This is a genomic window from Paenibacillus sp. J22FR5 (assembly GCF_059691975.1).
In genome coordinates, this window is sequence record NZ_JCAUAN010000003.1 from 103,370 (window position 1) to 125,507 (window position 22,138).

Sequence of the window (22,138 nt, forward strand, 5' to 3'; positions counted from 1 at the left end):
CGAAGATGGCAACGGTAGCGTTTCATACACTGGGATGTAAAGTAAACTTTTATGATACAGAAGCAATTTGGCAGCTTTTCAAAAATGAGGGCTATGAGCAGGTTGACTTCGAAAATACGGCAGATGTCTATGTAATTAACACATGTACGGTAACGAATACAGGGGATAAGAAGAGTCGTCAAATGATTCGTCGCGCAATTCGTCGTAATCCGGAAGCGATTGTCGCTGTGACAGGCTGTTACGCACAAACATCACCTGCAGAAATTATGGCTATCCCAGGTGTGGACATGGTCATCGGAACGCAGGATAGGGAAAAGATCATTCCGCTCGTGAAACAATTTGAGTCGGATCGTCAACCGATTAATGCGGTTAGAAACATTATGAAAACACGTACATTCGAAGAATTAGATGTTCCTGATTTTGCAGACCGTACACGTGCATTTCTGAAAATTCAAGAAGGCTGTAACAACTTCTGTACCTTCTGCATTATTCCTTGGTCCCGCGGATTGATGCGCAGTCGTGAACCACAAAGCGTTATTGCACAAGCGGAGCAGCTAGTAGCTGCTGGTTATCAAGAAATCGTCCTTACAGGTATTCATACTGGGGGCTATGGCGAAGATATTGAAGACTACAGTTTGGCGAAGCTGCTGAAGGATCTGGATAAAGTTGAAGGACTGAAACGTATTCGGATTTCCTCGATCGAAGCTAGTCAAATTACAGATGAAGTGATTGAAGTTCTGAAATCCTCGGACAAAATGTGCCGTCATCTGCACATCCCGCTGCAAGCTGGCGATGATCAAGTGCTGGCGCGGATGCGTCGCAAATATACGACTGCAGAGTTTGCTCGTAAGATTGAACGTCTGCACGAAATTATGCCTGATGTAGCGATTACGACAGACGTCATCGTTGGTTTCCCTGGAGAGACGGAAGAGATGTTCCGCGATGGTTACAAGTTCATGGAGCAAATGAAGTTCTCCGAAATGCACGTTTTCCCTTATTCCAAACGGACAGGTACACCTGCTGCGCGGATGGAGGATCAAGTGGACGAGGAAATCAAAAATGCACGTGTTCATGAACTAATTGATCTATCCGAGAAAATGCAGCTAGCGTATGCTCAAAAGTTTGTTGGGCAAGTTCTGGAAGTCATTCCAGAGCGTACGTACAAAGGTGCTCCTGATAGCGGATTGTACAGTGGTTATTCCGATAACTATGTGCAGCTAGTTTTTGAAGGTTCGGAAGATATGATTGGCCAAGTATGCCGTGTGAAGGTTACTGAGGCTGGTGTGAATGAAAGCAAGGGACAACTCGTGCGCGTTCTTGAAGGCGTAGTGAATTTGTAAGAAATGATTAAGGCAATAACCTACCTCTACTCGTGGTCGTTCCTTTTTGAATGACTGCGTTAGAGGTTTTCTCCATTAGACGGGAGTTTGTAAGGAATGAATGTAACTACTATATCAGATGAGGTGCTTCAAAAATGACACTAAATGCCAAAGAAATTGCAAGCTATATTGACCATACGTTATTAAAAGCAGATGCGAGCACAGCTGCGATTCACAAATTGTGTGAGGAAGCTGCTCAGCATCAATTTTTCAGTGTGTGTGTGAATTCGCAGTTTGTTGCAACCGCTGCTAAAGCGCTTGAAGGAACTGGTGTTAAGGTTGCTGCTGTGGTTGGGTTTCCACTTGGCGCGAGCTTGAGTGAAGTGAAAGCCTTCGAAGCAGCTAAAGCTGTTGAAAACGGTGCAGCTGAAATTGATACGGTATTGCCAATTGGTTTGCTTTTGGAAGGACAATTGGATGCTGTTCGTTCAGATATTAAGCAAGTTGTAGATGCTGTTCAAGGGAAAGCGATTGTAAAAGTGATCATGGAAACGGGCTTCCTCAACGATGAGCAGAAATCTGCAGCTTGCCGTCTGTCAGAAGAAGCGGGCGCTCATTTCGTGAAAACCTCGACAGGCTTTGGCCCTGGTGGAGCAACAGTAGAAGACGTTCGCTTGATGCGCCAAAATGTATCAAGTACGATCGGCGTGAAAGCATCAGGCGGCGTACGTGATGTAGAGACGGCGATTGCGATGATTGAAGCGGGCGCGACGAGATTGGGTACGAGCTCAGGCGTAGCTATTGTGAACGGAACTCAAGGCGCTTCCACATATTAAGATAACAGAGGGGCAATGCAACTAAGGACCCTACGATATTAAATATGGTTTGAGAGCGGGCGATCTGTGAAGAGGCGTCGTCAGCAAGCAGCGCAGAGAGACTAACAAGCCCATGAATAAAAGGGAAAAAGAGGATCGCGCCCCCGACATTGAGCAGCACATGTGACCAAGCGACGTATCGCCCGGCGCGGGAGCTGCTCATACCGGCGATCAAGGCGGTAACACAGGTGCCGACATTGGCACCGATTGTAATTGCGACCCCGAGCTCGACGGGAATGCCTCCCCCGGCGGCGAGGCCCATCGCCATCGCGATGACGGCAGCGCTGCTATGCACGAGCGCTGTGACGATAGCGCCTGCGAGGATGCCCCAAAGCAGGCTCGTTTGTGCCTGGTGAACGAACCAGGCGAAGAGGCCGCGGGACTGCAGCGCAGGCCCGATGGTTTGCATGATCTCGATGCCGAGCAGCACGAGAGAGAAGCCAGCCACCGCGAGCGATCCGTAGCGGACGCTGCACAGCCACTGGCGACCGCCGACGTTCATGGCGGCGGTCTTCGTTGGTGCCGCCGCTGCGGAAGGCAGCGCGGCTGTGTAGCGTGGGCTGCTTGCCTGAGGCAGCGGCCCGGCCAGCCAGCTCGCCAGCCAGACGCTGGCGCTCGCAAGCAGGATCGGCACGCCGATGCCACCCAAGCTGAGCCCGATCAGCTCAGTGGTGAGGCACGTGCCGATGTTCGTTCCGAGAATCACGCCTAGTGTTCTCGGGAAGGACAGGATGCCGGCGCCGACGAGGCTGATGGCGATGACTGTGATGGCGGTGCTGCTCTGAAGCGCCGCTGTGAGCACAGTGCCGGTGACGAGGCCTCGCACCGGTGTGCGGGTAAACCGCTCCAGCCACAGCTGGAGGCGGGGGCCTGCCCAGGTTTGAAGCGAGGTTTCCATCAGCTTCATTCCAAGCAGAAATAAGGCTAAGCCTGCGACAACAGGCACAATAATAGCATGAATCATGGGAAGGATCTCCTTTTCGCAAGTGTACGACTTTAACTTTATTCAACCAATATATGTGACCGTACAGACAAGCATGACAAGCCTGATGATGTAGGTGAACGGTTTCACGCAAAGGACGGCTAAACCGATATGGCAGCAGTATTTTTACATAAGAAACGCAAACCACGTTTGGAGCAAGGACATCCATGGGTGTACAAAAGTGAAATTGAGCGTACAGATGGGAGCATTGTGCCTGGACAGCTTGTCTCTGTGCAAAACCATCTAGGCAAGTATCTAGCAACAGGCTATTATAACGAAGCTTCTCAGCTAACGGTACGTATTGTATCGTACAGCCCGCTTGAAGCGATGTCGACTGACTTTTTTGTAGAAAGATTCACGCGTTGCTTCCAACATCGTCAGCGCTTCGTGAAGGGAGCGCTGTCCTATCGTTTGGTCTATGGGGAAGCTGATTTCTTGCCTGGATTAATTGTTGATAAATTCGAGAACACCTTGGTTGTTCAACTTTTGACATTAGGGATGGACCTTTGTAGAGATAATATCGTGGAAGCACTTGTTCAAGTCATGAAGCCTGCTGGGATTTATGAGCGAAGTGACGTTTCCGTTCGTGAGTTGGAGGGTTTAAAGCAGACTAAGGGGTTACTATACGGTGATTGTGCCAAACATGTTGATATTTTAGAAAATGGACTGCGTATCCGAGTTGATATTGAGGAAGGTCAGAAGACGGGTTACTTCTTCGACCAACGTGAGAATCGCGCAGCGATCGCGCCATTAATGACGGGTTGGGGTCACCGCAGCGGCATCAATTTGACGGAAGTAGAAGAGAATGGCGTAACTCAAATGTTGCCTGTAAATGCAAATGGCAAAGTCGTTACGTTCCCACTTTGGGACGGCGCCTCCGTGCTGGAGTGCTTCTCGCATACCGGTAGCTTCACACTCAATGCTTGCCAATTTGGTGCCAAAAAAGTAACTTGTCTCGATATTTCCGAACATGCGATTGAGAGTGCACGTACGAACGTCGCGCTTAATGGATTCGAAGATCGCGTTGAATTTGTAGTTGCAGATGCTTTTGAGTATTTACGTACGCAAGTTAAAGGCTTAGATGAACGTAAGCTTCGTGCGTCAGCAGGCGCTGCAGGACAAGCTAAAGTGGACACCTCGAAGCCTGTTAGCTCAGGAGGGCGGACATGGGATGTCGTTATTCTGGACCCGCCAGCCTTTGCCAAGACGAAAAGTGCGGTAGAAGGAGCTTGCCGCGGTTATAAAGATATCAATCTGCACGGCATGAAGCTTGTGAATGAAGGTGGCTATCTCGTGACGGCAAGCTGTTCCTATCACATGCATCCTGAACTTTTCCTAGAGACCATCCATGCGGCAGCGACGGATGCAGGTAAGCTCTTGCGATTGATCGAATTCCGTGGAGCGGGGATGGATCATCCACGTATTCTCGGTGTAGATGAGGGGCATTATTTGAAATTTGCGATATTTGAAGTGCGCAGTAAGTAAGACTAGATTCTTACGAATAATCTCATAAGTGGGCAAAGCTGGTATTTCTAGCTTTGCTTTTTTGTTTTCCATGTTATAATAGAATATACGTTCGCATTTAACTCAATGTGGCTCTTTACGCAACTCCTCCATCATCTACCACGCCGACTCTCTACTAGAAATATGATAGAATAGAAAGATACAAAACTAGAAATGCTTACGAAGCAAGCTTTCCTAATGGAAAGTGTAAGGAGGCCCTGAATGTCCATTCGATTCGTGATTGGTAGAGCCGGAAGCGGAAAAAGTGAACGCTGTCTGACAGAGATCAAACAGCAGTTAGCGACAGCGCCTGAAGGTGATCCTCTCATCTTACTAGTCCCAGAGCAAGCCACCTTTCAAGCTGAACATGCGCTTGTTTCAGACCCGAAAATTCGCGGTATGATCCGCGCGCAAGTGCTTAGTTTTCATCGTTTAGCTTGGCGTGTGATGCAGGAAGAAGGCGGCACAGCAAGACTGCCCATTGATGATACAGGAAAAAAATTGCTTTTAACGAGCATTTTACATAAATACAAAGACGAGCTTCGTCTCTTCGGTCATTCCGCAGAACAAATGGGCTTCGTTGATCGATTAAATCAGCTTTTTACGGAAATGAAACGCTATTGTGTGTCAGCGGAACAACTTGAAACACATGAGAGCAAACGAGTAACTACCCTAGGAGAGTACGGTTTGCTTCGTGATAAAATGCATGATATTCAACTGGTGTATCGGCAGTTTGAGGCAGTGCTAGCGAAACAGTATTTGGATGGCGAGGATTATTTGACACTGCTTGCTGAGCAAGTGCCTAACTCGGCTTATTTACGATCAGCCTCAGTGTGGATTGATGGGTTTCATGGCTTCACTCCGCAAGAATTCAAAGCTCTTGGCGCTTTATTTGCGGCTTGTAAGCAAGTGACCATTACCTTATGTCTAGATCGAGAGCTGCAAGCAGGAGATAAGCCAGACGAATTGGATTTATTTCATCCAACAGCAACGACGATGGTTCGCTTGCAAGAGATGATATGGCAGCTTGGATTAGGTGCTGCTGAAGTTCTTCAACTTGCACCAGACCGTTCGCCGCGATATGAAGATAGTCCTGCACTTGCCTATTTGGAGCAGAATTTTGATCGTCGAATCGGTGGTGGAGCGTCTAAATATAAGGCTTCTCCAGGAGAGAAGATAGCCGACCAGCTTGTAATTCGTGAAGCTGTGCATCGCCGTGCGGAGGTTGAAGGCGCAGTGCGTGACATGCTGCAGCTCGTTCGTGAGCATGGTGTCAGGTGGCGCGAGATGGCGATCATGGTGAGAAATATGGAAGGCTATCAAGACTTGTTGAACACGGTGCTTACCGATTTTGAGATCCCTCACTTTTTTGATCAGAAGAGATCGGTGCTCCACCATCCACTTGTGGAATTCATTCGGTCCGCGCTTGAGGTCGTCCAACACAATTGGCATTATGATGCGGTATTTCGATGCATTAAGACCGATTTACTATTACCTTCGGGGGCGGCATCTGCACGGACAGAGCTGGATAAATTAGAAAATTATGTGCTCGCCTTCGGAATTCAAGGTTATAGATGGACAGATGGTAAACCTTGGACATTTAAATTTCGCGCTAATTTAGAACAAGCGGAAGATCAGGTTAATGAACAAACTGCTGAACTCCAAGCTTTAAATACGAGTAAATCATGGGTTGTGGGTCCATTGCTTGCCCTATTTAATCGACTTGGACGAGCTCGTAATGTCAAAGAGCAGGTTGAAGCCGTTTACGATTTATTGGTTACGGTTCAGGCACCAGAAAAGCTTGAAGCATGGACGCAGCAAGCCACATTAGATGGAAAGCCAGAAAAAGCCCGCGAACATGGCCAAATGTGGAACAGTGTCATGGATATGCTAGATCAATTGGTTGAAACCATGGGTGAAGATGAACTGTCCTTGGAGCTTTTTAACGGACTTATTGAAACAGGCATGGAAAGCATGAAGCTAGGGCTAGTTCCGCCTTCGATGGATCAATTACTGATCGGAAGTATGGATCGAACTCGTTCAAGTGGTATTCGTTATGCTTATATTTTAGGTGTGAACGATGGGGTTATTCCTGCACAGATGGCTGAAAAAGGGGTACTTACAGAGGCGGAACGAAGTGTACTTATGGACTCTGGGTTGCCAATGGCTGACGGGAGCCGCCGGAAGCTGCTAGACGAGCAATTTATCGTCTACACCTCACTGACCGTGCCGGGCAAGCGGCTCTGGATGAGTTACCCGTTAGCGGATGAAGAAGGGAAGTCGTTGTTACCCTCGGAGTTAATCAAGCAGATGCGTCATCTTGTCCCTGGGACGGATGAGCCGCTCCTACTTGCAGAGCCATCGGCAGAATCGTCCGAAGATGAGCAGGTTGCCTATCTATCACATCCGACACAGGCGATCTCCTATTTAGCTGTCCGCATGAAACACTGGATGCTGGGTGGACGCATGTCAGAACTTTGGTGGGATGCTTACAATTGGTATACCGATCAACCGGATTGGCAAATGAAATTGCAATCCGTGGTACAGGCGTTGCAATACACGAACAAAGAAAAGGGACTCTCTTCCAAGACGAGCAAGATGTTGTACGGCCAGCATTTACGTGCTAGTGTATCACGGATGGAAAAGTACGTCGCATGTCCTTTCTCGCACTTCGTCTCTCATGGCTTACGCCTACAGGAGCGCCGTGTCTATCGCTTGGATGCGCCGGATATCGGTCAATTGTTCCACGCTGCGCTGAATCAATTCGTTCAGAAGCTGCAGCAGGATCAACTCGATTGGGGATCACTTTCCGCAGAGCAGTGCATGGAGAGAACTGCGCTAGTCGTAGACGAGCTTGCACCAAGACTCCAAGGTGAGATTTTGTTAAGTTCAAGTCGCTATGCGTATATAACTCGGAAACTAAAGCAAGTGGTTGGCAGGGCGGCTGTCATACTCGGCGAACATGCCAAGCATGGTCAATTTCAACCTCTTGGGCTGGAAATTGATTTCGGACCAGGCAAGGATTTGCCATCGCTGACGTTTGAATTGGAAAACGGTTGTACGATGGAGATTATCGGCCGGATCGACCGTGTTGATCGAGCTGATGGTGAGCAAGGCGTTCTTTTACGTGTGATTGACTATAAATCCAGTCAAACGGCCTTGCAGCTTTCAGAGGTGTACTACGGTCTATCCTTACAGATGCTTACGTATCTTGACGTTATTCTTACACATGCCGAGACGTGGCTTGGTGTTGAAGCGAAGCCGGCTGGCGTGCTTTATTTCCACGTGCATAACCCGATGCTTCAGCAAAAAAATGCACTTGATCCTGATTCTGTCGAGAAAGAACTGCGTAAACGGTTCAAAATGAAGGGCTTGATTACAGCAGATGCTGAAGTAGCGGGATTGATGGATGATGAACTTATCCATAGTTCTGGGCATTCACAGCTGATTCCAGTAGCCTTGAAGAAAGATGGAAGTTTCTACTCCACCTCTTCCGTTGCGACTGACGAACAGTGGGATACGCTTCGTACCTATGTGCGTAAACAAGTTAAACAAATTGGTACGAATATCACGGACGGACATGTCGATATTGCGCCCTATCGCTTAGGGAAGAAAACAGCCTGTCAACATTGTTCCTATACGGCGATTTGTCAAATAGATCCCTTATTCGAAGGGAATGAAATTCAAGTATTTCGGCCGCGTGCGAAGGATCAGGTATGGACGGAGCTGGCGGAACAAGTAAGCCAACCGTGAAGGTAGAGAGGAGCGTACAAGGTGACACAACAGCAAGAACCTAAACCCATCGGTAGTACGTGGACGGATGATCAATGGGATGCCATTACCCTCAAGGGACAAAACATGTTGGTTGCCGCTGCTGCTGGCTCCGGCAAAACAGCCGTGCTTGTGGAGCGCATTATTCGCCGAATCTCCAATGAGTGGGAACCGATTGACGTAGATCGTTTACTCGTTGCTACCTTTACGAAGGCAGCTGCTTCGGAAATGAAGCATCGGATTCGGGAGGCGCTGGAGAAAGAACTGATGAAACAGCCGCATTCACAACACTTGCGGAAGCAGCTTGCTCTGATGGGCAAAGCGTCAATTACAACGCTGCACTCCTTTTGTTTGGAAGTTGTACAGCGATATTTCAGTCTTATTAAATTAGACCCTGGCTTCCGTATCGCGAACGAGACAGAAGCGGACTTACTTCGCCAGGATCTGCTCGGTGAGATGCTTGAAGAATATTATGCTGCGAGTGATGAGAACAGCGCCTTCTGGCGCTTAGTCGACTCCTTTAGCGGTGAACGCAACGATTCTGCGATTATGCAGCTCATTCAGAAGCTGTATGATGTCTCGCGCAGCCATCCATGGCCGGAGCATTGGTTAAGAGAGACGGCGTCGATGTTCGGACCTCCAGCAGCTCAAATGAAACAGGAAATGGCGGGTGAGGCAGCTTCCATCATGGAGGAGGCGCTTCCTTTTGTTGCTGCTGCGTCTGCGCCGCTCGATTATTCCATTTGGGAGCAAAGTCTCGTTCGTGATCTTTCTCTTGAACTTGAGGGTGCGGCGGATTTGCTGGGGCAAGCCCTTAACATTGCTGAATCCCCGGGAGGACCTGCTCCCTATGTAGAGAACTTACGAGACGATTTGTTGCTCGTTCAGAATTTGTTGGAAACAACGACGTATCCGTGGTCCGTTCTGTATCTTGGCTTTCAAACTGTTGAGTTCGGAAAGCTCAAAGCCTGCAAAGGCGATGACTACGACAAAACGCTGCAGGAAGAAGTCAAAGAGTTGCGTAACAAAGCCAAAGAGCAAATTAACAAATTAAAAGAAGAATTGTTCGGAAGAACACCTGAACAGTTTCATCAAGAAATTGCTGAGATGGCTCCTTTGCTTCACGTTCTTGTGGATCTCATTGTGGATTTCGGCAAAAGGTATCAATCGGCCAAAGCAGCCAAGGGTCTGATTGATTTTGCTGATCTAGAGCATTACTGTTTGCAGATTCTTACTGCTCCTGGATCTATGCCAGGCGAATTGTATCCTTCTGAAGCGGCACAAGCGTATAGGAAGCAATTCGCTGAGGTACTTCTTGATGAATATCAGGATACGAATCGTGTCCAAGAGGCGATTGTTGAATTGATTTCAACATCAAAGCCAGGCAATCGGTTTATGGTTGGCGACGTGAAACAAAGTATTTATCGGTTTCGACTAGCAGAGCCAGGTCTATTCTTGGAAAAGTACAAAGCGTATCGTTCTAAAAAGGAAGAAGCATCAGAAAGCGCGATGATCGGTGGAAGAATTGATTTGGCGCGAAATTTTCGCAGTCGACTTCAAGTTGTCGATGCTGTTAATTTTATTTTTAAGCAAATGATGAATGAAACCGTCGGTGAGATTGCCTACGATGAACGGGCTGAACTTGTATATGGAGCGGGTTATCCGCCTTCCGCATCAGATTGCGCGGTTGAGATGCTGATCATTGACCGTGGTAAAGATGGAACGGACAAAAGCGATTCGTTCACGGAGGAAGCAGACGAGCTTGGGGATGATCGCAATCTTGAGGATGCTGAAAGTGGGGCAGATCCTGCTTTAGAAGCAGAAGAGCTTGAAACCGCACAGCTGGAAGCTCGAACGATTGCGCGTGAAATTAAAGGACTTTTAGGTGCCGCTGGTCAAGGTTCTTTTCAAGTTTTTGATAAGAGATCAGGTGGCGATCGCCCTGCAACTTATCGGGATATTGTGATCTTATTGCGAGCTACCCAAGCTTGGTCACCGATTCTAATTGATGAGCTGAAAAAGCAGGGGATTCCTGCTTATGCAGAGCTCAGTACAGGTTATTTCTCGGCAACAGAAGTCGAGACCATGCTTTCTTTGTTGAAGGTCATTGACAATCCGTATCAAGACATACCTTTGGCTGCCGTGTTACGTTCCCCAATGGTACAGCTAACAGCAGAGGACTTGGCGCAAATTCGGGTAGCGGATAAATCCGTGCCTTTCTATGAGTCTGTTTTACGCATCGTTCATCAAGCAAGTAACAGTGAATTCGATGACCTGCCAATCAAATTGATGAAGTTTCTTGAGCGATTGGAACAATGGCGCAATGATGCAAGACAAGGCTCTCTCGCAGACTTGATTTGGCGTATTTTTAGAGAAACGGGCTATTATGATTTCGCTGGCGGTTTGCCTGGCGGTATGCAGAGACAAGCTAATTTAAGAGCGCTGTATGACCGTGCGAGACAATACGAGAGTACATCCCTTCGTGGGTTATTCCGCTTTTTACGTTTTATTGAACGGATGAAAGAAAGCGGCGGCGATCTTGGGACTGCGCGTGCACTTGGTGAGCAGGAAGATGTTGTTCGCATTATGTCCATACACAAGAGTAAGGGCTTGGAATTTCCGGTTGTTTTTGTAGCTGGCATGGCTAAAATGTTCAATCAACGGGATTTAAATGAGGCTTTCTTACTGCATAAAGAACTGGGCTTCGGTCCGCGTTTTGTAGATACGACATTGCGTGTAAGCTACCCGACCTTACCTGCGCTTGCGATTAAAAAGAGGCTAAAGCTAGAGCTACTAGCAGAAGAAATGCGAGTTCTTTACGTTGCACTTACCAGAGCCCGCGAGAAATTGTATCTACTTGGAACTGTGAAATCTATCGAAAAGCTTCTGCGCAGTTGGGCGCGTCACTTATCTAGACAGGCTTGGTACTTGCCTGATTTTGAGTTGGCTAAAGCGAAGAGTTATCTGGACTGGGTAGGACCTGCTCTTCTTCGGCACCCAGATGCGGCCTTGTGGCGTGAGCGGCTGGGGATCAATGACGTTTCTTCCGATGTGCGATTGCTGCGTGATTCATCTCAATGGAAACTATCCGTGATTACACCAGAAAGCTTGCAGATGGAAGATTTCGTAGAAGATGTGGCTGTTGTGCCCGATAGCGATCGTTTCATGGCGATTGGTCAACGTGTGGCTGTCAACACATCGGGTAAATGGAAAGAAGCTTTAGAAGATCGTTTATCATGGCAATATGCTTTCACAGATGCCCCAAAGCACTTTGCCAAAACGACGGTCTCAGAAATGAAACGGTTATCCGAGGTCAACCGAATCATAGATGAGTACGAGTCACCTATCCGAGTTGAATCGTCACCAAATACAGGAGTTTTGCCAGCCATGAGTAGGCCAGCAACCTCGATTTGGCGCAGACCCAGATTCATGGAAGAGACGAAGTTAACGGCAGCGGAGAAAGGGACTGTTGTCCATGCGGTTATGCAGAATTTGTCTCTATCTGACATGCTGACAGAAGCGAGTATACAGTCAACACTTCAAGAGATGTTGGATAAACAAACGATGACGCAAGATCAGCGAGATGTCGTAAATATTCCTGTCATTTTGAAATTTTTCGAAACGCCGGTTGGCAAACGGATGATCCAAGCGCACAATGTGCAGCGAGAGGTTCCATTTAGTTATGGGCTTCCTGCAGGTGAGGTTTATACTGAAACGGATCCTTCAACGCTAGGAGAGACTGTGCTCATTCAAGGGGTAATTGATTGTCTCTTTGAAGATGAACTAGGACTCGTTCTAGTCGACTATAAGACGGATGCTGTAAAAGGAAGCACAGATTCTGAGCTGCAGCTTCGCTATGAGAAGCAAATAAGTCTATATGCTCGGGCTGTGGAACACATTTGGAAACGTCCGGTTCATGGGAAGTTCCTTTATTTCTTCGATGGTGCCAAGCTAGTAGAAATGTAGGGTCATAGAACAGGTCATTGAACAGAGTGAACCCATGCGATGTTCAGAAAGGAGATGAGACATGCGAATTTTACACACGGCCGATTGGCACTTTGGACGAGCCTTGGAGGGGCGCAGCCGAATGGAGGAGCAGATCGCTTTCATGGATGAGCTAGTGCACATCGTGGAGGATCAAGCTATCGATCTCGTTCTGATCGCTGGAGATATTTATGACAGTGTGAACCCACCTGCGGCGGCAGAGCAGTTATTTTACGAGGGGATAGCGAGACTCGCAGATGGTGGTAAAAGGCAAGTAGCGATCATTTCGGGTAATCACGATCATCCAGACCGGCTTGCGGCTTCGGGACCGTTGGCGGCTACGCAAGGTATTACGTTAATTGGTTTGCCTGTTCAGGACATTCAATCGATTGGGATTACGCGGACAGGTGAACTTGCTCGATTAATCGCCTTGCCTTATCCTTCGGAATCTCGATTGAAGGAACTGCTTTCCGAGGTCGCGGAAGAAGAAGTGCTGCGCAGTAAATATTCAGAACGTGTTGGAGCACTTATTCGTAAACAGGCAGCTTTCTTCGAGGATAATACAGTGAATTTAATTATGAGTCATTTATATGTATTAGGCGGGCATGAAACAGAATCCGAGCGACCGATTCAAGTTGGCGGAGCGTATACCGTGGATACATCAGCTTTGACCGCTGGTGCGCAATACGTCGCTTTGGGCCACTTACACCGTCCGCAAAATGTGAAGGCTTCATCACCCATACGGTATAGCGGATCGCCGCTTGCCTATAGCTTTTCGGAAGCGGGTCAAGCCAAGTCCGTGACGATTCTTGATCTTACACCAGGGCAGGTGGCTGAACCGCAGGAGATTTTCTTAACATCTGGTCGCCCGCTAGTTAGTTGGAAGGCTAAGGAAGGCATTGGGCAGGTACATCAATGGTTAGATGAGCAAAAGGATAGCACCGCTTGGATTGATTTGGAGATTACAATGACATCCGCGATGTCGATTGAACAAATTCAGTCCTTACGTAAAGCTTATGAAGGCTTCGTTCATATTCGACCGATCTATCCGGAAATGGAAGCTGTTCGTACGACGTTGCCAAAAGCTGCTTTTTCGATGGAGGAACATTTTACACGCTTCTATGCACGACAAACGGGCGGCGCACAGCCAGAACCTGCCTTGGTGCAGTTGTTTTTAGAGCTGCTGCAAGAGAAGGATCTAGGAGACGCATCCGGCGAGTAAGCGAGCGAGGAAAGATGATAGTTAAGTTATTCCCAATCAGTGCTTGTGGATAACTTGATTAGGTAAATGAAAGGAGGAAAGTACGATGCGTCCAATTCAGTTACAGATGTCCGGACTGCAAAGCTATCGGGAACTGCAAACGATCGATTTCAGTCAACTTGTTGATGCAGGTGTGTTTGGTATATTTGGGCCGACGGGAAGCGGGAAATCATCCATTTTAGATGCCATAACGCTTTCTTTGTATGGCAAAGTGGAAAGAGCTAGCGGGGGCACGCAAGCGATTATGAATCATGCGGAGCAAACGCTGTTCGTTTCTTTTACATTTGAACTGACCAATGCGACGAGTACAGAGCGTTACCGGGTAGAGCGACAATTCAAGCGTGGTGCAGAGATGTCCATCAACGGAACGATTGCGCGTCTTTTACATATTCGTGATAACGAAACGATCGTACTTGCGGATAAAGCTGGCGAAGTCAATCAGCAGGTTCAGCATATTCTTGGTCTGTCGATGCAGGACTTTACGAGAGCCGTAGTACTTCCGCAAGGAAAGTTTGCTGAGTTCTTAACATTGACAGGTAAGGATCGCAGGCAAATGCTGCAGCGGCTTTTTCATCTTGAAACCTATGGTGACCACTTAAGCGCAAAAGTTAGTTCTAAAGTTAAAGAAACGGACAGCACGGTTAAACAACTTGCTGCTGAGCAGCAAGGATTGGGCGATGCGAGCTCATCGGCTTTGGAGGAAGCCAATTCAAGGCTTCTTGAAACGGAGCGAGAAGCGGTTCAGAGTCGACTACACTTGGAACAGCAGGAGAAGCTTTTTGAAGTCAATAAGCAAATCTACCAATGGTTGATGGAATCAGAAATGCTAGAGCAAGAGAAGCAGAAGCATCAAGAGCAGGATGGGCTTATTACTAAAAAAGAACAGCTCCTGAAGCTCGCGGAACAAGCGGAACGGGTAATTCCTTACTTAACGCAGCATAAGTTAGCGGCTAAGGATGTATTGTCGAGCCAGGCACAACTAGAAACGGCAACAGCGGCTCAGACGGTCGCGGACACAACCTACCAACAAGCGACACAAGCCTTTGAGAAAGCCCAACAGGAACTGGTTTTACAGGAAGGTCCGCTATTGCTCCGTTTGGATCAGTTGGAACAAGCGCTCGTCATTGGGCAGGAACTCGAACAGGTACATTCTCAAATCCAAACTGCTCAAACACAAGAAACTGAGGTAAAGGGATCTCTAACGAAGCTAGAATATGAAATCGCTAAGACAAATGAAACGAAGCAAAAAGCCGTAGCGAAACAAACAGAGCTGAAAGCGCAATTGAAGCTGGTGGAGACGGATGCCACGAAGAGGCAGCTTTTGCAAAGCGCCGTGCAAGAGAAAAAAGGGATTATCCAACTTCGGACACAAGAGTTAGAAGCCAAGAAGAGTTGGGATGACAAAGCAAAAGCTATTGCTTCTGTGGAACATTCGCTCCGATTGATTTTGGAGAAACAACGTGTCCTTCAAGGAAAGTTGAAGGGCTGGTTTACGGCTTATACAACGTATGAAAGTCACTTAAGGAGACAGGATGGCTTATTTACATCCTTTGTCTCTGGTATGCAGAGCTGGTTGGATAAACAACGAAAGCTTTTGAAGCATCAAGAGCGTCACTTCTTGGCGGCTTTGCTCGCTGCTGAACTTGAAATGGGTGAGCCGTGTCCGGTATGTGGTTCGACAGAGCACCCTGCGCAACCTAATACAATAGCGACTTCTGATGATTCGCGTGAGACAAGCTCTTCAGAAGGATGGATGCAACAAGGTGAGGGGCTTTTGCAGCTTGTGAAAGAACGACAATTTCAAGGTTCGCAAGTCGTTCGAAGAATGGCTGGTGTGCACAAGCAGGCAACTGATTTGGCTTTTTCAGATGAAGCGATGGTTGGAAAACAAGAGGATCCTGCACATTTAATGCTTGCGTATCAAGAAGCAGCTGCAGGTCAGGAGTTCGTCACGCTTGAAGTGCTGAGCAGCTTTCATGACAATATGAGCTTGGAGGACTGGCAAAAGGAATGGCAGCTATTGGAGTCAGCGTTCCACTCAAGTGTCGCTCAAGTAGAAGACTGCGAGAAGCTCTTCCAAGAACTTCATAAGGAACATGCTGATTTTGCGCAACAAGAGCTAGTTTTACGTGCACAAACACAAGCAACTGCTAGTTTGTTAGCAGATGCAGAATCGAGGTTAACTGGCTTATCGGAGTCAGTTGCAACGCAGGTTCGTTGGTGGCATGAACAGTTCCAAGAGCTTTCATGGGATGTTGTGGATGATCAGCTCCAGCAGCTTCTTGAGAATGAGCGGATCGCCGATGAGCTGAGAGGACGTATTGAGAAAAGCATTCCGTTTCTCGAGGAGCTCCTCGTTAACATCGAGAGTCTTCAGCTTGCTGCGCAAGAGCACGATCGTACAGCCTTGCAGCTCCATGAACGGCTGCAGGGGCTTGCGCAGCTCGCCGCCGACAAGTCGCGGCAGCTCGCCTTGCGCGCGCATGGCGCGGCCGTGCCGCAGCTGATCGCGGAGGCGACCTCCGCGTTAGCGCAGCTGCGGCAGCTCGCGCAGCAAACCAAGCTCGCGCACGCGGGTGCGCAGCGCGAGCAGTCCCTGGCTGCGCAGCGCTACAGCGCCGCCGCCGAAGCCGCTGCCGCTGCCGCGCGGCAGCTGGCGCAAACCGAGCGCGCGCTGCACGGCGCGCTCGAAAGCAACGGCTTCGCGTCGCGCGAAGCCGCAGAGGCAGCGGCGCTGGCGCCTGAGCAGCGCCGCCAGTGGGCACAGCTCGCGGCGGAGCACCGCGAGCGCGAGCAGGCGCTGCGCGCCCAGCTGGCGCAGCTGGCAGCGAAGCTGCAGGGCCGCGTGTTGAGCGCGGCCGAGTGGGCGCAGTCGCAGGCGCAGCTGAGCGACGCGAAAGCCGGCGCTGAGGCCGCGCTGGAGGCGCGGGCCAAGGCGGCGCAGGGCGCAAGCGAGCTCGCTGCGCGGCACTTGCGCTGGTGCGAGCTCGAGGCGCAGCGAGCTGAACAAGCGACGCAGCTAGAGCGGCTTGGGAAGCTGCAAGCCGTGCTCAAGGCCAACGCCTTCGTCGAGTATCTTGCCGAAGAGCAGTTAATGCAGGTGAGCCGCGCGGCGTCCGAGCGACTCGGCGAGTTGACTCGTCGACGTTACGGCATTGAAGTCGACTCTGGTGGTGGCTTCGTCATTCGTGATGATGCGAATGGCGGGGTGAAGCGTCCAGTTGGGACACTTTCCGGAGGGGAAACCTTCCTTACTTCGTTAGCGTTAGCACTAGCATTGTCCGCCCAGATTCAGTTGAAGGGTGAATATCCGTTGGAGTTTTTCTTCCTTGATGAAGGCTTCGGTACGCTTGATCAAGAGCTGCTGGATATGGTGATTGGTGCCCTAGAAAAGCTTCATACGGATCGTCTAGCTGTAGGTGTTATCTCTCACGTACCTGAGCTTCGTGCTCGACTTGTTCGCAAATTAATTGTTCATCCCGCTGAGCCGTCAGGCAGGGGAAGTCGCATTTCACTTGAAGAACTTTGAGTCATCAACAAGAAGTCCTTTTTCGGTATAACCTGTTCTTGCTTATATTCGGACAAACAAGCTAATGACGTATTCGTCATTAGCCTTTTTTTTATTCCAAACCATGATTCTAGGTAAAGGTATTAAGCCGATTCGTACAAGTTGGCATACACTGCTCCAACATGACGTAAAGGGGAATGTGCATGGCAACATTTCATGAAGCACTGAAACATAAGAAACGAATTTCGCCTGTTTTATTGAAAAGAGCAGAAGTTATGGCCGTCGGGGTCGGATATGCAGATCCCAAGAAACCGACTTTGGGCGCAAGTGTCATCGTATATACCCATCAAAAAATTGTGCCATCCGGATTAAACAACCTCAAAAGTGTTGCTGCAAAATTAGGTTCATCCGTACCCGTGCGCTTTCTCTCGTCAGGTACTTTCAAAGCTCACGTACTAACGGCTCCCAAACCAAAAGTTTATAAGGTTACTACATTTCAAAGCAGAAATCGCCCTGTCCCAGGCGGCGTAAGTATTGGTAAAACGAATCCCTTTTCCACAGGAACAGCGGGTCTTATTGTAATCAAAAATAACCAACTTTACATTTTAAGTAATAATCATGTGTTAATCAAAGACAACTCGACTGCTTACTCGGAAACGGTACAGCCAGGACCTGCTGATGGCGGGTTATCGGGGACGGATCGCGTAGGAAGAGCATTTCAATTTGTACCTTTGCGCACGGGTGCAGTTAATTTCCAAGATTCGTCAATCGCACTCCCAACAACAAACAGCTTGTTAAATCCTCGTTATTTACGCAGCGCTTCGGGCGTGTTGGTTACAGTTCCAGGACATCTTTTAAGCTATCCGGTCGGACTTAAAGTGTTTAAATCAGGTCGTACTACTGGCTTTGTTAGAGGAACTGTGGAGTCCAATAATGTAGATGTTCGTGTTTCTTATGGAGGTAGTCTCGGTACTTTACTGTTTCGCAATCAGACGGTGATCGTTGGAGATACGGGTCCTGTCTCACTCCCAGGTGATTCAGGTTCCGTCTGGCTCCGTTCAAGTGATCGCTATGCGGCTGCGCTTAACTTTGCAGGTCCTGCGGATGGTTTACGTTCCATTAGCAACCCTATTGGTGTGGTTATGGCGTCCTATGGCGTGCGAACGGCAATACCAGCGGCAGGAGGGACATTCATTGCAGGTAAGGTGAAAGGAATGGCGCCTATTGGCGATTCATCTTATGTTCAACCGTTGACAGAGCAGCAAAGGAAGCGTAATCGAGCTATTTTGGTGAAGTCCCATAAGTAATCGTGATTTAAAATCACAGAGCTGAAAGTTAGTCTCAAGTGGAACTACTTTACGGTATTACCAACAATTCGAGGGCATTTCCTCGTATAACTGGTCAATCGTATCGTAGTTCCTTTAAGTATGGATTCCCATTGCGTCACTTTTATTTTGCCATTCTCCCCCCAATCATCTACTAGCAATTCCCTCATTTGCCCGAATCGTCTGACCATCAAGCGTCACGCCATAAGATATAGATGTTAGATAAGCCATCTGTTTATCCACATAGGCATCACCTTTGGACACGATTTGATTGTTCTCAATGTAAAAAGGTTGAAATGACATCTCTATCTGCTTTTCAGCTAGCGTCAAATGAAGTAAACCTGTATCTGCTTTTGGACCTGTTACATAGTCAGGGAAGAGGAAATTGCCGATTGAATAAGCAATGGGCTTTCCTTTGTAATACTCAAAACCTTGTAACACATGCACATGACTGCCGATAATCGCATCTGCGCCAGCGTCAATCATTTGCCGAGCGAACTCTCGCTGCCAAGGCTCAGGACGATTATTCATTTCAACCCCCCAATGAAGGTAGACGAGGACATAATCTGCTCCTTCGCGTTCCCTTGCAATTGCATCTAGAACGGGCTTTCTATCGTAAGCCTGGGCTATTCCAGGTTTATTCTGGCCTGCAAACCAGTCTCCCGTTGGGATAAATCGAGAGAAGGCGAGGAATTTTACCTTTTTCCCCTTCATTGTAACGCTTCTTGCTCGGTAGGCTTCTTGTGCATTCAAACCGCCTCCAACATAAAGTAAGCCAGCTTTATCCAAATGGGAGAGTGTATCGAGAAATCCTTTCTGCAAGAAATCCATTGAATGATTGTTAGCGACGGAAACCATATCAAATCCAGCATGTTTAAGACCCGTAAGGGATTCCGGATTAGATTTAAAATTATAAATCTGGTTGGTATCTTTATCGTTTTCCAGAGTAACCGCCGTTTCGAGATTGACGAATGAGAAATCAGCTCGTTCAATGTCAGATTGAATATGTACGAAAGGATAATCAGGACCGTAACGGTTGATGGCCTCTTTGACCGACCAATCGAACATGGCGTCTCCTGCATAGAGGATATGTAACGGCTCTTGCGTTTCTTGTTTGGGTTGAGACGGTTGTACATATACGACAGATGGGGATGCAGCCGATGTATTCATCACATGACTAGCTTCGCTGCTGTTTTCCTCGATTGATCCTGTAACTGATGTCGTTGGAAGTGACTGCCATCCTTGTAAAGTGTTTGAGGTCTGGGTAGTTTTAGCGGGCTGTGAGGACTGAGAGGTGTCATCTCCGACGGAGACCGTAAGGTTCTCAGCGGAGGGTAATAAGGCAGCTTCACAACCCATAATTAAGAAACTAAGACAAGCCGTCACAAGGAGAGCTGCTCCTATTTTTTTCATAAGAAAAACCCTCTCACAATCATTTTTTCTATATTTTAACAATTAGAATTTGCGGAAGGTATCGAACTGTCGTGCTGAATCTATGAAAATTTGCTCGATTTTGACAGACAAAAGGAATTATTTTGTAATTTTTTTGAATTTCGTGCTACTTTTTCAGGTCTCATAACGTATCAAGTACAGGCAAATATTTTACAACACGATGAAAGGGAGTCTGTTTTCTTGAAAATGAATAAACGAATAGGAATATTATCACTGGCTGTTGGTATTTTAGCGGCTGGTATCGCGCAATCGCCAACACCCGCACGTGCGGATGTCGTCTGGGATCATTGGACACAAGCTGAGTCGCTACAAGCATCGGGGAATTCCAAAGGGGCTGTTCCCCATTGGCAATATCTGACGGATTACTACGCGAGCACTGGGGATTGGGAGAATGCTGCATTGTTCAGTGGGAAGTTAGATGCGTATTTTGACAAGATTGGTGATTATGACCAAGCGATTCATTATTATGAGCAGGAAAATCAGTACTGGGTGAATGCAGGTAAGGATTGGGGAGCTGTTAAATTACAGCGGGCTGATCAAATACGGACAACGGTTGAGTTGTATCGTGAAGAACGTACAGAAAGCATTGTTAAGGAGCTCTCCCAACCAGCCGGTTCACACCTCGCAAAATTTGAACCAGCTTATGGTACATATTTAGGTATTTATTCCGAGCAGGATCCCAAAGTTGGTAACATATTCACGAAAATGCAATCCGTCTATGGCAAAAAGCACGCGATTTACTTAGCTTATGCGCATTGGGGACAAGGCTTTCCTTCATCCTATGCGAAGCGTGCCAAAGAAGCAGGTGGGGCCTTGCAAATTGCGTGGGAACCGGATAATGGGCTAGATCCAGTTACAGATGGGGAATATTTGCGGAGTTGGGCAAAGGAAGCGAAAGCTGCAGGGATTCCAATCTTCTTGCGTTTTGCAGGTGAAATGAATGGCGCATGGGTGAAATGGCACGGAAATCCTGCGCAGTATATCGCGAAATTTAGAATGCTGCATGATGTATTTGCCTCAGAAGCGCCGAATGTGGCTATGGTGTGGAGTCCAGGGGATGTGCCAGCGAATGATATCGACCCTTACTATCCTGGTGATGCGTATGTAGACTGGGTTGGCGTCAGCTTGTATATTGAACCTTATGAAAATGGGGATCCAACTCTGCCATCTATGCTTGCGACAAGTAACGTAGAAAGGCTTACGAGATTGTACAACACTTATGCAGATCGTAAGCCTTTGATGCTGAGTGAGACAGGCGTTCCGCATTACTCACATTCCGCAAGTGAAGATTACACGGAATGGGCGAAACTGAATCTCCAACGTTTGTATGAAATTATGCCTTACAAATATCCGAGATTGAAAGCTATTACCTATTTTAATGTTGACCAGCAAATGAGTAATGCGAAGAACGATTATTCACTTTCGACATCTTCTGAAATTCAAAGCTATTACAGTCAATTGATATCAAATCCGTATTTACTTTCTGAGGTCAAGGACGCTGCTAAACCGGCAGATCAAGTGGGTTATGTGCCGATTGATGCCGAGCATCAAGCTTTCACCAAGCAAACTCGGGTCATTCCTTTTATCAAAATACCTGAAGTTTACATCGGTAAAGTGGAATATCTATTAAATGGTCGGGTAATTGCCTCTCAAACGAGCTTACCTTACGGGTTAGATCTCAAAGCCGGCGATGTGCCAGAAGGCTCAGTGCTACAACTTCGTATCCTTAATAAATCTGGACAACAGGTTGCTTTGCGAACTTTCGGTATATCCTCACAGGTTTCTGTGGATATCAATGGAAACGGTCAGGAGTTTGAGCAGCCTCCAGTCATTGTAAATGGATCCACATTTACGCCATTGCGTGCTATTTTCGAAGCCATGGGAGCCAAAGTGGATTATGAAGCGGCAACCCGAACGGTTACAGCCACCAAAGGAAGTACAACGGTGAAGCTGACACTTGATCATACGACGGTATATGTCAATGGCAAGGAGATTCAGTTGGAAGAGCCGGCTAGACTAGTGAATGGTTACACACTTGCACCTGCCAGATTCGTAGGAGAGACTTTCGGCGGCACCGTCAATTGGGATGGCGTAAGCAGAACGGTAACGATTACGACAAAATAAGGCTACGACAAATAAAAGCTGCTTCAATTTCTGA

11 protein-coding genes are annotated in these 22,138 nt (G+C 47.9%); 9 read left to right on the forward strand and 2 right to left on the reverse strand.

Annotated elements, in window-relative coordinates:
- The first annotated feature begins 5 nt into the window (after positions 1 to 5).
- Entirely contained in the window at positions 6 to 1,340 is a 1,335-nt protein-coding gene (gene mtaB / locus AC58P7_RS06730) for a tRNA (N(6)-L-threonylcarbamoyladenosine(37)-C(2))-methylthiotransferase MtaB (protein WP_497341108.1), read from the forward strand.
- Positions 1,341 to 1,474: 134 nt separating this feature from the next.
- Positions 1,475 to 2,155, forward strand: coding sequence for a deoxyribose-phosphate aldolase (gene deoC / locus AC58P7_RS06735; RefSeq protein ID WP_497341110.1), 681 nt, complete (start codon positions 1,475 to 1,477; stop codon positions 2,153 to 2,155).
- On the opposite strand, the gene AC58P7_RS06740 is transcribed toward deoC, so the two are convergent.
- Positions 2,118 to 3,158, reverse strand: coding sequence for a Na/Pi cotransporter family protein (locus tag AC58P7_RS06740; protein ID WP_497341112.1), 1,041 nt, complete (start codon positions 3,156 to 3,158; stop codon positions 2,118 to 2,120). The two genes, deoC and AC58P7_RS06740, sit on opposite strands and share 38 nt — an antisense overlap.
- Positions 3,159 to 3,287: 129 nt before the next feature.
- Here AC58P7_RS06740 and AC58P7_RS06745 point away from each other — a divergent pair, with 129 nt between their 5' ends.
- From AC58P7_RS06745 to AC58P7_RS06770, 6 genes are all read left to right on the forward strand, one after another.
- Complete coding sequence (locus tag AC58P7_RS06745) at positions 3,288 to 4,661, forward strand: class I SAM-dependent rRNA methyltransferase (RefSeq protein ID WP_497341114.1); 1,374 nt, start codon at positions 3,288 to 3,290, stop codon at positions 4,659 to 4,661.
- 240 nt (positions 4,662 to 4,901) lie between these two features.
- Entirely contained in the window at positions 4,902 to 8,432 is a 3,531-nt protein-coding gene (gene addB / locus AC58P7_RS06750) for a helicase-exonuclease AddAB subunit AddB (RefSeq protein WP_497341116.1), read from the forward strand.
- Between the two features lie 21 nt (positions 8,433 to 8,453).
- Complete coding sequence (gene addA / locus AC58P7_RS06755) at positions 8,454 to 12,416, forward strand: helicase-exonuclease AddAB subunit AddA (RefSeq protein WP_497341118.1); 3,963 nt, start codon at positions 8,454 to 8,456, stop codon at positions 12,414 to 12,416.
- 61 nt (positions 12,417 to 12,477) lie between these two features.
- Positions 12,478 to 13,656, forward strand: coding sequence for an exonuclease SbcCD subunit D (locus tag AC58P7_RS06760; protein WP_497341120.1), 1,179 nt, complete (start codon positions 12,478 to 12,480; stop codon positions 13,654 to 13,656).
- Between the two features lie 85 nt (positions 13,657 to 13,741).
- Positions 13,742 to 17,224, forward strand: a complete 3,483-nt coding sequence (locus AC58P7_RS06765) for an SbcC/MukB-like Walker B domain-containing protein (protein WP_497341122.1) — start codon at positions 13,742 to 13,744, stop codon at positions 17,222 to 17,224.
- Between the two features lie 182 nt (positions 17,225 to 17,406).
- Positions 17,407 to 18,510 carry a chymotrypsin family serine protease gene (locus tag AC58P7_RS06770; RefSeq protein WP_497341124.1) on the forward strand — a complete coding sequence of 368 codons (1,104 nt, stop codon included), beginning with the start codon at positions 17,407 to 17,409 and terminating at the stop codon, positions 18,508 to 18,510.
- A gap of 165 nt (positions 18,511 to 18,675) precedes the next feature.
- Here AC58P7_RS06770 and AC58P7_RS06775 read toward each other — a convergent pair whose 3' ends face one another.
- Positions 18,676 to 19,941 carry a CapA family protein gene (locus tag AC58P7_RS06775; RefSeq protein ID WP_497341126.1) on the reverse strand — a complete coding sequence of 422 codons (1,266 nt, stop codon included), beginning with the start codon at positions 19,939 to 19,941 and terminating at the stop codon, positions 18,676 to 18,678.
- A 225-nt stretch (positions 19,942 to 20,166) separates the two neighbouring features.
- Here AC58P7_RS06775 and AC58P7_RS06780 point away from each other — a divergent pair, with 225 nt between their 5' ends.
- Positions 20,167 to 22,104, forward strand: coding sequence for a stalk domain-containing protein (locus tag AC58P7_RS06780; RefSeq protein WP_497341128.1), 1,938 nt, complete (start codon positions 20,167 to 20,169; stop codon positions 22,102 to 22,104).
- The last annotated feature ends 34 nt before the right edge of the window (positions 22,105 to 22,138 follow it).

Excerpts from the sequence above, each read along its gene's own strand:
- mtaB (WP_497341108.1), top strand. The coding sequence starts at position 6 with ATGGCAACGGTAGCGTTTCATACACTGGGATGTAAAGTAAACTTTTAT.
- AC58P7_RS06760 (WP_497341120.1), top strand. The coding sequence starts at position 12,478 with ATGCGAATTTTACACACGGCCGATTGGCACTTTGGACGAGCCTTGGAG.
- AC58P7_RS06775 (WP_497341126.1), bottom strand. The coding sequence starts at position 19,941 with ATGAAAAAAATAGGAGCAGCTCTCCTTGTGACGGCTTGTCTTAGTTTC.
- AC58P7_RS06770 (WP_497341124.1), top strand. The coding sequence starts at position 17,407 with ATGGCAACATTTCATGAAGCACTGAAACATAAGAAACGAATTTCGCCT.
- AC58P7_RS06745 (WP_497341114.1), top strand. The coding sequence starts at position 3,288 with ATGGCAGCAGTATTTTTACATAAGAAACGCAAACCACGTTTGGAGCAA.
- deoC (WP_497341110.1), top strand. The coding sequence starts at position 1,475 with ATGACACTAAATGCCAAAGAAATTGCAAGCTATATTGACCATACGTTA.
- addB (WP_497341116.1), top strand. The coding sequence starts at position 4,902 with ATGTCCATTCGATTCGTGATTGGTAGAGCCGGAAGCGGAAAAAGTGAA.
- AC58P7_RS06765 (WP_497341122.1), top strand. The coding sequence starts at position 13,742 with ATGCGTCCAATTCAGTTACAGATGTCCGGACTGCAAAGCTATCGGGAA.
- AC58P7_RS06740 (WP_497341112.1), bottom strand. The coding sequence starts at position 3,158 with ATGATTCATGCTATTATTGTGCCTGTTGTCGCAGGCTTAGCCTTATTT.
- AC58P7_RS06780 (WP_497341128.1), top strand. The coding sequence starts at position 20,167 with ATGAATAAACGAATAGGAATATTATCACTGGCTGTTGGTATTTTAGCG.